This window comes from Acinetobacter sp. ANC 4648, assembly GCF_002135345.1.
In the GTDB taxonomy this organism is placed as follows: domain Bacteria; phylum Pseudomonadota; class Gammaproteobacteria; order Pseudomonadales; family Moraxellaceae; genus Acinetobacter.
Genome location: NZ_NEGI01000001.1, coordinates 238,970 through 252,999, shown reverse-complemented (window position 1 = coordinate 252,999; position 14,030 = coordinate 238,970). Strand labels below are relative to the sequence as shown.

Genomic DNA, 14,030 nt, shown 5'->3' with positions numbered 1-14,030 from the left:
CTTTTTATTTTATTCTGAGCTTGTTCCTTGGCTGATTTAAATCCTGCACTGATTCCATTATCACTTTATATACACATGCCGTGGTGTGTGCGTAAATGTCCATATTGTGATTTTAATTCACATGCGGTGCCAGATGGGGAGTTGTCTTTAGATTTAGAGCAAGAATATTTAAAAGCCTTGGTCGAAGATTTTAAGACGCAGATTGATTTTGCTCAGGGTCGTCAGATTCATAGTGTTTTTATTGGTGGTGGTACGCCATCTCTTATTTCAGCTAAAGGCTATGTATGGCTCTTTGCTCAGCTTAAAAATATTATTCCCTTTGAAGCGGGTTGTGAAATCACTTTGGAAGCTAACCCTGGAACGGTTGAACACGATCCTTTTGCTGGTTATTTAGAGGCTGGGATTAATCGCCTTTCTATTGGTGTACAAAGTTTTAATACCGATCATCTTAAAAAATTAGGGCGTATTCATAGTAATGATGATGCTGTTAATGCTATTTATTTAGCCAAAGAAGCAGGTTTTAAACGGATCAATGTTGATTTGATGCATGGCTTACCTGAGCAGACTTTAGAACAAGCGATGTATGATTTAAAACTGGCTGTGGAAAGTGGTGCAACGCATATTTCATGGTATCAATTGACCATTGAGCCGAATACTGTGTTCTTTAGAACCCAGCCTGTTTTACCAGTGGATGATGTGTTGGAAGACATTCAAGAACAGGGTGAAGCCTATTTAAAGGCGCATGGTTTTGTGAACTATGAAGTTTCAGCTTGGCGTAAAGAACAGCCTTCTGCACATAATTTAAATTATTGGCAGTTTGGGGACTATTTAGCAATCGGAGCAGGGGCGCACGGTAAAGTCACACAGACTGAAGGCGTATATCGTTTTCAAAAAACGCGTTTACCAAAAGATTATTTAGCCAAAGTACCCGCCGATAATCTTCAATTTAAAAAGATTGAAGCAGAAGAAATGCCATTTGAATTTATGATGAATGCTTTGCGCTTAAATGACGGTGTTGAAGCTCAGCTTTATCCGGAGCGTGCAGGTTTAAGTTTGGCAAGTTTAGATAAAGTTTTAACGTCATTACGCTCACGCAAGCTGATGGTTGAAGATCAAAAACGACTAGCCTGTACCGAGCAAGGACATATATTTTTGAACTCTGTTTTGGAAGAGTTTCTGTAAGTATAATGTGAATAACATGTGCTTTTGCTATGATGCTTAGACAAATTAAGAATAAAAATGTTTGGATATCATCATGATTAAACGACTTATTAAGATATTATTTGTAATAACGATGATAACAATAACAGCGCTAACCAATGCAAAAAATATAGTACCTCAATTTAGCGATTCTCCAGTCAAATCGGTTTATGCGGGTACAACAGCGAAATTAGATATTTCTGATCCCAGTGCGCGAATGTTTCGCACCCGCTTAAATGAAGCATTGCAACAAAAAGTTGATTTCGCAGGGGAGTATGTCACAACTATGAGGGGTTGTGGTGCGAGTTGCCGTATGTATTCTTTTGTAAGTAAGCGTACGGGGAAGTTGTTACAGGCTAATTTTGGTGGTGAGGAAAATTCAGAAGATGTTGTCGCAACAAGCCCTCGCAGTCGATTGCTGGTGACTCAGGAAGAACACATGAATCATAATTATGAGGTGGACAGCTTAACTGTTCGTTTTTATGTGCTGGAAAAGGGCAGATTAAAAATGATTAAAACCGTGAAACAGGTTGCCACTCAAGAAAAAAATTGATTTTAGTGCTAATGTGGATGTGGGGTTTCTAGCATCCAGCTTTTTTATTTTTTGGATTAGGCAAAAGTATTTATAAAATAAACAAAAGAGCACCTTAGCGCTCTTTTTTACTTGGCAATAAAAACTATAATAAAGTTATTAAAATTTTTATAAAACATATTCAGCAATAAGATAGCCTAAACCTATTCCGATAATCGAGTAAAATATCATGATGAAGAATACAAAACTGGTTTTATTCTTCTGTTTTAAAAACTTCATCATTTCAGTATTCCTTATTGAATCTAAGTAATACCATATTATCTTACCTCTCTAAAGAAGTACTATATATTTTAATATAAAGTGGTCTGAATAATTAAACTGTATAGCAGACCTCTTTTGGTTAATCTTATTAAATAATAAAAAATAGAACTTTAGCGATTTTTTAATTTTCTAAATCTTAATCATCAAGACTAAAAATTTCAGTGTCTAAAACCATTAAAATATAAGCTTGATTGACCTTCAATATAATTTAAAGTTGTTGTACTACTGCCATTATGATTGTAATGGAAGCTCTTTCCACAAGACTTCAATTGCTGGATCGTGAAGAATAATCTCGCTATATAAATTTTGTACCAATTCATCCAAAGATTCTAAAGCATCTTGTCCTGCTGAAAATAGAATTAGCTGAATCTCGGTATCAGATTGTGCAAGAATTTTGAAGCCACAACCACCGTAAGCATATTCTGCTGTTTTGAGTTTTGTTGCTGATAGCTTTTGTAGCCATTGTTCAAATTGCTGTTGTAAATACCCAATTTTATGATGTTTTAAATTCACAACAAGTGATGCTGTTTTTGTTAAGTTCTCATTATCTTTCGTCCATATCCATTCTGGTCGAACCGAATAATGACGTGGGTCAATAGGTTGGGGATTATTCAATTTATATGTCCTTTAGAACACTTTAAAATATATTAAATATCACATTTTTAAATGTGTTTAATAAAAAAGAGCGCCTCAGCGCTCTTTTAACTTTTCTAAATTTATAACTTAGTAATCAAAACTAAAATGCTCAGCATCTAAAGACATCATGGTACGAGATGGATTCACCATTGACTCGGCATGACCTTGAGTACGGGGTAACAATTGTTCAAAGTAGAAATCAGCAAGCTTGATTTTGGCTTTATAAAATTCAGGAACTTCAGCTCCAGTACCCGATGCTAATTTTTCAGATGCAACTGCAGCTTGTTGCGCCCAATAAAATGCCATCATCGCATAACCTGAGAACATCAAGAAGTCTACAGAAGCAGAAGAAACAATATCCCGATCTTTACGTGCAGCAAGCATGATACGAACAGTTAAAGCGTTCCACTGCGCACAGATCTTGGTTAAGTCCCATGCAAAACGACGCATATATTTATTGGTGGCATGTTGAGCACAGAATCTTAAGATTTCAGCAGTATAGTCACGAATCACTTTACCTTTAGAAGACAATAAAACTTTACGACCAATCAAGTCGAGTGCTTGAATGCCTGTGGTTCCTTCATAAAGGGTTGATATGCGTGCATCACGTGCAATTTGTTCCATGCCGTGTTCTTTAATATAACCATGACCACCAAATACTTGCATACCTAAATTTGATGCTTCTAGGCCTAATTCCGTTAAAAAACCTTTTAAAATTGGGGTATAGAAGCCAAGTTTATCATCATATTCATCAAACTTTGCTTGATTACCCTGAGCCAATGCATCGGTCATTTTATCTGCAAGCTGTGCTGCATGATAAATCATTGAACGACCACCTTCAGCAATCGCTTTTTGGGTTAAAAGCATACGACGTACGTCAGCATGGTGGATGATTGCATCGGCAACTTTATCGGTATCTTTTTTCCCAGAAAGAGCACGCATAGACATACGGTCTTTGGCATAAGGTAAAGCACCTTGGAATGATAGTTCGGCATGTGCTAAGCCTTGAACAGCCGTACCAATACGTGCGGTATTCATAAAAGTAAACATTGCATGTAAGCCTTTGTTTACTTCACCAATCAGGTAACCAGTTGCTTCATCAAAGTTTAAAACAGCAGTTGCTGATGCACGAATTCCCATTTTGTGTTCAATTGAACCACAGCTTACAGGATTACGCTCACCGACACCGCCATCTGTAGTTGGAAGGAACTTCGGCACAATAAACAATGAAATACCACGAGTACCTGCAGGTGCATCTGGAAGGCGAGCAAGAACGATGTGAATAATGTTTTCGGTTAAATCATGTTCACCTGCAGAGATAAAAATCTTGGTACCTGTAATCTTATAAGTACCATCTGCTTGAGGTTCAGCTTTTGACTTAACTTGACCTAAATCGGTACCACATTGTGGTTCAGTCAAACACATGGTACCTGACCATGTACCCGCAACGAGGTGTGGCATATAGGTATTTTTTTGCTTTTCTGTACCAAATTGCATAATGGTATTCATACAACCCATGCTTAAACCTGGGTACATGGTGAACGACCAGTTAGCCGTACCCATCATTTCAGATTTAACCAAGTTTAAAGACATTGGTAAACCTTGACCACCGAACTCTTCAGGATAAGACAGACCTTGCCAACCACCTTGTACAAACTGGTCATAGGCTGCTTTAAAGCCTTTTGGTGTCGTCACTTCGCCATTATCAAAGTGACATCCTTCTTCATCACCTGATTGATTTAAAGGAGATAGTATATTTTCACAAAAATCTGCTGCGCCTTCTAAGATCATATCTACTGTATCAGCATCAGCATTTTCACCAATGGATAACGTTTTATAGTGTGCAGGATAATCTAAAACTTCGTTCATTAAGAAACGAATATCACGTAGTGGAGCTTTATATGCAGGCATGTGTCATCCTAATTTAAAAATAGTTTTGGACTTTTCAATCAATGTTCGAATTATTCATTTTTAGTGATGTAAATACATTGATAAGAGCCTCTGAAAAAAATGTCAGAAAGGCGAACTTTCTAGAAAAAATATAAGTCAGATTGGTTGTTTCTTGATAGAATTTAGAAAATTAACTTTGTTGATTTAGTTTTTATTTCCATTTTAAATTATAAATAAATAAGGTGTTATCAGAATATTATGCATTTAAAATATTTAAGTTTGTGTCTATTCGGGCTGAGCCTTTCAGCGTGTTCATCTCATGTCATAAAATCCAATCAAAATAGTACTATGAGCCTTGATCAGCGTGCTGCAAAAGGCTTAAATGCGATGTATGACTATCCAAGTTATGATTTTAATGGTCATTTTAAGCTTGGATTTGAAAAAGATCAGCCAAAAGCTCAAAATCAATCCCTTGATGCGCGTTTAGAAAAGCAAGTGAATGATTATTTGCATGCACAAAAAATTTATTTAACAACGCAGCAAAAACAAGATTTATATCGTGCAATTGCACATAAAGAAGATTCAGCTTACCGTTCAAATAAATCAAAGGCTTTTACAGATTTTGCCATTAATTTATTCGATTCTTTGCAGTTTAGTTATGATGGTTCCGTACATTATAAGCAAAAAATGGCGGCTTTAAATTTAATGACTAAATATGAGAAGCCAACTTTATTGGTACAAGCCAAAGTGCCGATGATTGTTGATTTTCAAAATTATAAGTTTTACACCAATTACTTTGCCTTAATGCCATATTTGGTTAATCAAGATAACCAAAGTAATTTTGCTTTTATTGATTTTTCAAAATATAAAGCTGAAATTAATCGTGTTGATGTAAAAAAATTGGCAGATTATTTAAAACAAACAACCATGTTGCAATATTCACTCGCCAACCCCAAAGATATTGAAATAATTGCATTAACGTCACAAGACAAAGCGCAAGGTGTGGTTGAAAAAATTCGTCTAAATATGTCTTTAGAAGAAATGATCATGCAAATGCGTTTATTTGATAAGGTCAATCGCAGTTATTTTACTGAATCTGTTTTAGGTTTAACTGCAACAGAGATGGCCAAGGCAGATGCCAAAATGGTTAATGCAGGAACAGAGACTCGTATTTCTTCAAGTGAAGAGCATGATGATTACGCCACTTCTGATATGAGTGCAGACGAAGCAGATGCCTATCGTTCTAGCCAAAAGCTGTATAAGTTGGTCAATGCGCACGTCGCCCATCCAGCTTCTGAAGAAGATATAGATGCAGTAGCGACTGCAACTGCTGTGACTAAGGCAGAAATGCTCGAGATCTCGGATGAGTCGGAGAGTGCGGTTGCATCAGCCGAAGCTATAGATGCTGCTGAGGTTTCAGAAGGTGAAATGAAATCTGCTGTGGAAGATGCAGCTGCCTCAGAAGACCATTATCTTAGTCGCGCACAATGTGAAGTCATATTAGAACAAAATGCGAAAGCTGTGATGGGTGATATTACTTATTGTCAGGCTGAATATGATGTGGATCTATTGAATAGACAGAATACAAAAGCCAAGTCATTAAAAAAACCTGCTATTTTCTCTGCTGAGGCATCAGAGTTAGATCGTGTTTTCGAGCAATATGCGACTTCAGAATTTAAAGATGTACAAGCATTTAAGCTGCTATGGGAAAAACATCAGGCAGAGATTCATAAGGTACTGACTAAACCTCAACAACAGAATCCGTTTGTGGTCGATGTTGGTTTAGATCAAAAAGGTCGTGCTGTAAAAGTAGATTATGATTTAGCTTATGTGGTTGATGATTTCGGGCGTTTTAAATTTAAAGCTGATTTTAATGCGTTTAATTATGGAAATGCGACACCTATTAATCGCAATGAGTTAAAAAATGCGAAGTCGATTGAAGAGATCAGCAAAGGCTCAATGTTCGAAAGTATGATTAAAGGCATGGGTAAGTCGTTTGGTATTTCAGACCAAGATTTATCAAAATCTACGCAAGTGACTAAACAATTGTCTTTAGATGAACAATTAGACCAACTAGCGGTACAGGTTTATGACACATCAAAATCATATATGAAAACCTATCAAGCCGTTTTTATTATGAAACTGACTGCTGAACAGCCGGAAATAGTACAGTCTTATTCAATTACCGAATTAAATGAAATCGCACGTGTCTATGCTTATGGCTATGCGGGGGAGAGTATATTTAACCCACAAGGCAAAGAATTGGCTGAATTAGAGCAATTAGCGAAAAAGCATCATCTTGAGTTGAGTGAACAATTTGATGATCGTGTGGGTGATACAGTTTATAGTGTTGTTCTAAAAGCGATCAATGCCACTAAAGATCGCCAAGCGTGGAATAAATTTGTGCAGCAATATAAAACGCCAAAAACTGTTTTTGAACATTACTATGATGAGCAATTCCAGAAAGGTGAAGACTTAGATGCTCAAGAAAAAGCACGCTTAAAAGCGACCGCTAACATTTTGGCACAGGCCTTTGATGACTCCCGAAATAATAAACTCTCGCAAAAGTCTATAGAAAAGCTTAATCAAGACAGTTTGGAGTATATTGATTATGATTTATATCGGACGACCTTTGAAAAAGTTCAAAAATCCTTTAAAAAATAGGATGTAAAATAGATCTGTACTGAACAAAAACCTCAAATGCGGTTTTTGTTCAGCTTTTTAGATGAAGTCTTTTAAATTTGGCTTAACACCATTCCAAATTGAAAAGGCTTCAATGGCTTGTCCAACTAACATGCCGAAACCGTCAGCAGTCGGAACGTGGCGCGCTTTAGCTTGATCTAAAAAGCTAGATGGTTTGCCATAGGCCATTTCATACGCATAATTAAATGTTAATGTTTCTGGCAGAACCAATGTATCGCCAGACAGGCTAGCAGAAGTTGCATTGATGACAATATCAAAATTACCCTGTAATTGCTCTAAACTACATGCAGATAGTTCAGCTTCAGGAACTGCATCTTTTAAATCATTCACTAACTGTTCTGCACGCGCTAGAGTTCGATTGGCGATGACAATTTTTTTTGCGCCAGCTTTTACCAATGGATAAATCACACCACGGGTTGCGCCTCCAGCACCAATAATCAATAGCGTTGCATTAGATAAATTCCAATCTAAAGCTTGAATAGCATCGACCAAGCCTTGTCCATCGGTATTGTCACCATGAAGTTTACCATCTTGCATCCACAGCGTATTGACAGCTTTGGCAATCCGCGCACGCTCAGTCAGCTCAGTACATAGGGCAAAAGCTTGTTCTTTAAAGGGGACGGTGACATTCATGCCTGTACCATTTTGGGCAAAAAAATCTTCTACACTTGCTTCAAAACCATCTAAAGCAGCTAAGCGTTTGGCATACTTCAAGTCAATCCCCATTTTTTTGGCAAAAGCATGGTGTAATTCGGGAGAACGAGAATGCTCAATGGGATTACCAATCACAGCGAATTGCTTGCTCATGTCAAAATGTCCGTATATTGATTTGAATGAGCAACAATATACGTGAAATTGAATTGAGTGCCAAAGATTCAGTTTTAAATGATAGGATGGGAGGGAGGACAATAGAACGACTATTTTGAATTTAAAGCATTGGATTTAAGGATTACAGATTGCTTCAAGTGCTTCTAATATAATAAATGCCATCATTACAACTAGTCCAAGACTGAGTAGTACACCTGAAGTAATGGATACACTGTCTGAGAGGGTGTTATTGGAAATAATAGTGGCGGCAATTGAACATACAATGAGTAATAACATTGTAAATGATAATTTAATTTTGTGATTCATCATAACGCTAAACATAAATAATCTCGATCACTTGCTGAACTAACTATAATCTGATGATAGAGCGAGAGCTGTTCTATCATGAAGTATTAAGCTTAAAGGTGATATCTGGATGCAGTTTAAACAGGTCTAAATGATAAAGATATTTATTTGCGAAAAGTTATCAATTCAATTGTGAGTAATCATTTCTAAGTATTTATGAGACATGATGTGCTGGAAATTGAGCATGATCATTTTGTTTTGAAGTCAGAGAAGATGAAGCGGGTTATGATGCAAAATCAGCTCTAATTTTGACTTAATTTGAGTAAAAATTAGAGCTGATTTAAGTTTTATTTGAGTTCTTGTAACCAGTCATGTGGTTTTAAATAATACTCTGCAAGACGTCTTTCTGGACTATGTTCATCCCATTCAGGACGATACGACCAACCGGCTAAGTTGGGTAAACTCACCAAAATGGATTCAATTCGGCCACCCGTTTGCAAACCAAATAAAGTACCACGGTCATATACTAAATTATATTCGACATAACGACCGCGACGATAAATTTGGAAGTCGCGTTGTGCTTCGCTATAAGGTTTATCTTGATTGTTTTTAAAGATTGGTAATATGGCCTCTAGGTAAGCATTACCTACTGCTTGAATATATTTGAAGCAGGTTTCAAAATCCCACTGATTTAAATCATCAAAAAATAAACCACCGACGCCACGTTGTTCATCACGATGTTTTAAATAGAAATAATCATCACACCATTGTTTATGCTCAGCATAAAGGGTTTCACCAAAGGGTGCGCATAAATCATGGGCTTTCTGATGCCATGATAAAATATCAGCATCATTTGGATAGAATGGAGTGAGGTCAAAACCACCACCAAACCACCAAATAGGATCTTGTCCTTCAGGTTCTGCTACAAATAAACGTACATTGGCATGTGAAGTCGGGACATTCGGATTTTTAGGATGAATCACTAAAGAGACGCCAAGTGCTTGCGCTTTTGCACCAGCAATTTGTGGATGACGTTCTGTTGCAGAGGCAGGTAGTTTTGAAATATTGATGTGTGAGAACATCACCCCACCTTTTTCAATGACCTGACCATTTTGCAAGACTCGTGAACGGCCACCACCACCTTCAGGGCGCTGCCAATCATCAATTTCGAATGTTGCAGTTCCACCACCTGCATGCTCTTGTTTTTCTAGACCAGCACAAATACGTGCTTGTAAATCGAGGAGGAATTCACGAACGCGTTGAATGTCAGCTGAAGTTGGATTCTGCATGATGCCCCTCATATGGAAGATTTAAAGAAGAAAATTCAAGGACTAATTACATCAAAACACAAAACCATAAAAACATTAAGGGATTTTTGAGCTTTTTATTCAAAAATCCAGAGTTAGAGCGTGATCCTTGATTTAAAAATCATCTTTATTATACATGTGTGACATACGGTCATGCTTGGTCTTTAAATAATCTGCATTGAATTTGTTCAGACCGACTGTCAGTGGAATGCGCTCAACGACCTCAATACTTTGATCCGTTAGGGCTTTAAGTTTGAGTGGGTTATTGGTAATAAGCTTTACTTGTTTGATCTTGAGCTGATCGAGCATGATATTACACATGTCATATTTTCGAGCATCAGCAGGCAGGTTAAGCAACAAATTGGCATCGACGGTATCATGCCCTTGATCTTGCAGTGCATAGGCTCGAATTTTATTGGTCAAGCCAATACCACGACCTTCTTGGCGTAAATATAAAATCACACCTTGTCCAGCGTCATTAATCATTTGCATGGTGTTATGTAATTGTGGACCGCAGTCACATTTTAACGAACCAAAGGCATCGCCAGTTAAACATTCTGAATGGATACGAACCAAAACAGGCTCAGTGGGAGGCGTATCTAGTCCTTTAGAAAGTGCCACATGTTCTTCACCAGTCTTTGGATCTTGAAAAACAGTGATTTTAAAATCACCAAAAGCCGTAGGTAGTTTAGAGGTTGCAACAAATTCAATCGGCACAGGCACATCCATTTATTGTTTAAAAATTGGGTTAAAGTATAGCGTAATGCTAGGACATTACTAGAATTGTCATGTATGATTTTATACTGAAGCTTTTATTTTTTATAGAAACAACACAATAATAGTTGATAAACAGTAAGATAATTCAGGATAATCTCCCTACTCACGAAGATTCAGCACAATTCGCATATGCGGCTGATTTGAAGGTGAATCATATTTAATTGTATGATTGTCCCTATATTAACCCAGCTTCGGATTTGCCAGGCTTAAGAAGGCTCTGCCACGTATGTTGTATACAGAAATACCCACTCTACGCCCTGTTACGCCATTGTTAGATCAGATTAATGATCCGCAACAATTACGTCAGCTCGAGCAAAGCCAATTGGCACAAGTGGCAGATGAGTTACGTCAATATATTTTGTATGCTGCGGGTCAAAGTGGCGGGCATTTTGGTGCGAACTTAGGTGTGATTGAACTCACCGTTGCACTACATTTTAGTTTTAATACACCACGCGATCGTTTGGTTTGGGATGTAGGGCATCAAGCTTATCCCCATAAAGTACTAACAGGTCGCCGTGAACAACTGCCTACGATTCGTGCTAAAGATGGTTTGGCTGCATTTCCAGCTCGTGAAGAATCTGAATTTGATACTTTTGGGGTTGGGCATTCATCGACGGCCATTTCTGCTGGTCTAGGAATGGCACTTGCAAGTCGTTACCAAAAACAAGCCCGTGATGTTGTCGCGATTGTTGGTGATGGTGCAATGACAGCTGGCATGGCTTTTGAAGCGATGAATGATGCTGTCGCACATGATGCTGATTTAATTGTTGTATTAAATGATAATGATATGTCAATTTCATGTAGTACTGGTGGTTTTGCCAAACACTTGGCGGCCATTTGGGAACAAGGGCAATTCGTAAATATTGACGAACAGGGTGAAGCTTTTCTTCAAGATCATCCAGAGTGGGGTTATAACTCACGCTTACATGCATCTGCTACAGATGCTGCAGATAATTTGTTTAAAGCCATCGGTTTTGATTATTTTGGACCTTTTGATGGTCATGATGTTGAACAATTAGCTCAAGTGTTCAATGCTTTGAAAAAACGTAAAGGACCGCGTTTAATTCATATTTATACTAAAAAAGGCAAAGGTTTTGCACCAGCAGAAGCTGAGCAAATTAAATACCATGCCATTGGTAAGATCAATGCAAAAGCTTCGAGTGCCAAAGCACCAAAGTATGCAGATGTATTTGGACAATGGCTGTGTGATGAAGCAGCACAAGATTCACGTTTAGTGGCAATTACACCAGCAATGTGTGAAGGCTCAGGTATGGTTGAGTTTTCTGAAACCTATCCAGAGCGTTATTTTGATGTCGCCATTGCCGAGCAACATGCTGTGACTTTGGCAGCAGGTATGGCATGTGAGGGCTTAAAACCCGTGGTTGCCATTTATTCAACCTTCTTACAGCGTGGCTATGATCAGCTGATTCATGATGTAGCATTACAAAATTTAGATGTGACCTTTGGTATCGATCGCGCAGGTTTAGTCGGTGAAGATGGCCCAACACATGCTGGTGCCTATGATTACGCTTACATGCGAACTGTACCGAATATGGTGATTATGGCACCAAAAGATGAGAATGAATGTCGTCAAATGTTGCATACCGCATATTTATACAAGGGCCCAGCTGCAGTACGGTACCCACGTGGTGTTGGTTTAGGCGTTGAAATTCAAGAAAAATTCACAGAAATACCACTGGGTAAAGCTGAAATTGTGGCAAGTTTTAACGAACAGTATGAAGAGCATATTAGCATTCTAGCTTTTGGTAGTCGTGTGAGTGTTGCGGTGATTGCTGCTGAAAATTTGGCGCGCAAGCATGATATTGCAGTGAAGGTTGTAAATATGCGCTTTGTTAAACCATTAGATGAAAGCATGCTTTCTGAGTTGGCAAAACATAGCAGTTTATTTGTCACTGTAGAGGAACATGCTGTAATGGCGGGTGCAGGTAGTGCGGTAAATGAATATTTAGCACACGCTCAAATCTTAAAGCCGATGTTAAATTTAGGTCTAGCCGATAATTTTATGGCACAAGCCAGTCATGAACAAATGTTACAAGAGAGTGGGTTAGATACTCAAGGTATTCAACATTCGATCGAAAAAGCATGGTTAAAGCTGCTGCAAACTGCATAAATACAGTGTCTTAAAACTTTAGCAACATTTTTTCCCCTAAAAGCGCTTACATTTGTTAAAATGCCAGCGCTTTTATGCATTATTCTTTATCAGTTTCTTTTAAATTTGTAGTGGGTGTTCAATGGAACCTATGGTGGTGATGGCTGCGCGTGCGGCTCAGTTAGTTGGTCAAGAGCTTTTAAAGGCACATCAAAATCGTCATAAACTCGATCTACAAGTCGAAGAAAAAGGTATTGATGGACCTGTTACGCGTGTTGATCGTTATTTAGAAGAATTGACGATTGCGACATTACGTAAAAGTTATAAAAACCACAGCTTCCTTGGTGAAGAGTTTGGTTTACAAGAAGGTCAAGGCCATGACGCTGATTGGTGTTGGGTCATTGATCCATTAGATGGGACTTTAAATTTTATTAATGGTGTCCCGCATTTCTGCATTTCTATTGCCGTGAAACATAAAGGTGTGACACAGCATGGCGTTATTTATGACCCGGTAAAAGATGAGCTATTCTCAGCAAGTCGCGGTCGTGGTGCAATGTTGAATCAGCGTCGTATTCGCGTAAATACAAAAGATAGCTTAGAAAATACCTTCCTTTCTGTAGGTCATGCTTACCGTGCGAAACGTAACGGTGAAATTATTTCTTATGCAAAAAATCATTTTGAATCATTGTTGAAAGTAACTGAAGCTGGTGCTCAATACCGCCGTTCAGGTTCTGCTGCATTAGATTTAGCCTATGTGGCAGCAGGCCGATTTGATGGTTATTTCGAATTAGGTTTAAAACCATGGGATATCGCTGCGGGTGAGTTAATCGTGAAGGAAGCGGGCGGTACTGTCGTGGATGCGCGTGGCGGTTCAGATTCTTTAGAAAATGGTCAAGTCATTGCTTGTTCAATGAAGTTGCTTAAACCGCTTATGCAAGCTGTTGTTCCTGCATGGGGTGATGCTGCGAAATAAGTAGCTCATAGTTAAAAAAGCTCTCCAATTTTGTGAGAGCTTTTTTATACTCAAAATTTAAAATTAAGAAAGAAATCATTGCCTGTAATCTTCTAAATAGTTATTTTGATTTAGAGCTATTCTTGTTGGCTATTTAGTTTAAAGATAGGATGGATAGGGATATATACTAGAAGAGATAGTTATGATTTCTTTTATGAAAAAAGTAACATATAGAATTTATCTTCAAGGCATATCGTATGAGTTATTATTTGATATTGTTGCTAACGACATGGATGATTAAACAAAAAATTATTTAAATAATTGTGTTTTTAATCGTTTAAAAAACATGACACTGTATGAAAAATAAGCTACAACACAGGAAAAAACAATAAAACTAGGTGACATTATTAAAAAATCTGCTATACTTTGCTCACGCACTTAAATTCCGTTCATTACCTGAACATCTCTTCTTATCATTGTGTATGCGCG

General features: G+C 37.8%; 10 protein-coding genes. 5 read left to right on the top strand and 5 right to left on the bottom strand.

Annotated features, from left to right (window positions below):
• Nucleotides 1-27: 27 nt before the first annotated feature.
• Together hemW and B9T27_RS01230 are read left to right on the top strand one after the other, a co-directional pair.
• Nucleotides 28-1,182 carry a radical SAM family heme chaperone HemW gene (gene hemW / locus B9T27_RS01235; RefSeq protein ID WP_086205044.1) on the top strand — a complete coding sequence of 385 codons (1,155 nt, stop codon included), beginning with the start codon at nucleotides 28-30 and terminating at the stop codon, nucleotides 1,180-1,182.
• 73 nt (nucleotides 1,183-1,255) lie between these two features.
• Nucleotides 1,256-1,753: a hypothetical protein gene (locus B9T27_RS01230; protein WP_086205043.1), complete on the top strand. Its 498-nt coding sequence runs from the start codon at nucleotides 1,256-1,258 to the stop codon at nucleotides 1,751-1,753.
• Between the two features lie 531 nt (nucleotides 1,754-2,284).
• On the opposite strand, the gene B9T27_RS01220 is transcribed toward B9T27_RS01230, so the two are convergent.
• Both B9T27_RS01220 and B9T27_RS01215 read right to left on the bottom strand, forming a co-directional pair.
• The gene (locus B9T27_RS01220) at nucleotides 2,285-2,668 is read right to left on the bottom strand and encodes a hypothetical protein (protein ID WP_086205042.1); all 384 of its coding nucleotides are present in this window, start codon (nucleotides 2,666-2,668) and stop codon (nucleotides 2,285-2,287) included.
• A gap of 108 nt (nucleotides 2,669-2,776) precedes the next feature.
• Entirely contained in the window at nucleotides 2,777-4,600 is a 1,824-nt protein-coding gene (locus B9T27_RS01215) for an acyl-CoA dehydrogenase C-terminal domain-containing protein (protein ID WP_086205041.1), read from the bottom strand.
• A 327-nt stretch (nucleotides 4,601-4,927) separates the two neighbouring features.
• Between B9T27_RS01215 and B9T27_RS01210 the strand changes: the two genes are divergently transcribed.
• Complete coding sequence (locus B9T27_RS01210; RefSeq protein ID WP_086205040.1) at nucleotides 4,928-7,243, top strand: hypothetical protein; 2,316 nt, start codon at nucleotides 4,928-4,930, stop codon at nucleotides 7,241-7,243.
• 57 nt (nucleotides 7,244-7,300) lie between these two features.
• Here the strand turns inward: B9T27_RS01210 and aroE are convergent, their stop codons facing one another.
• From aroE to ribA, 3 genes are all read right to left on the bottom strand, one after another.
• Nucleotides 7,301-8,089 carry a shikimate dehydrogenase gene (aroE, locus tag B9T27_RS01205; RefSeq protein WP_086205039.1) on the bottom strand — a complete coding sequence of 263 codons (789 nt, stop codon included), beginning with the start codon at nucleotides 8,087-8,089 and terminating at the stop codon, nucleotides 7,301-7,303.
• Nucleotides 8,090-8,742: 653 nt separating this feature from the next.
• On the bottom strand, nucleotides 8,743-9,684 hold the full coding sequence (gene hemF / locus B9T27_RS01195; RefSeq protein WP_086205037.1) for an oxygen-dependent coproporphyrinogen oxidase: 942 nt from the start codon (nucleotides 9,682-9,684) through the stop codon (nucleotides 8,743-8,745).
• Nucleotides 9,685-9,816: 132 nt separating this feature from the next.
• Nucleotides 9,817-10,419 carry a GTP cyclohydrolase II gene (gene ribA, locus B9T27_RS01190; RefSeq protein ID WP_171263295.1) on the bottom strand — a complete coding sequence of 201 codons (603 nt, stop codon included), beginning with the start codon at nucleotides 10,417-10,419 and terminating at the stop codon, nucleotides 9,817-9,819.
• A gap of 286 nt (nucleotides 10,420-10,705) precedes the next feature.
• On the opposite strand from ribA, the gene dxs reads away from it, so the two are divergent.
• Both dxs and B9T27_RS01180 read left to right on the top strand, forming a co-directional pair.
• Nucleotides 10,706-12,610, top strand: a complete 1,905-nt coding sequence (gene dxs / locus B9T27_RS01185; protein ID WP_086205035.1) for a 1-deoxy-D-xylulose-5-phosphate synthase — start codon at nucleotides 10,706-10,708, stop codon at nucleotides 12,608-12,610.
• A 121-nt stretch (nucleotides 12,611-12,731) separates the two neighbouring features.
• Complete coding sequence (locus B9T27_RS01180; RefSeq protein ID WP_086205034.1) at nucleotides 12,732-13,562, top strand: inositol monophosphatase family protein; 831 nt, start codon at nucleotides 12,732-12,734, stop codon at nucleotides 13,560-13,562.
• Nucleotides 13,563-14,030: the final 468 nt, after the last annotated feature.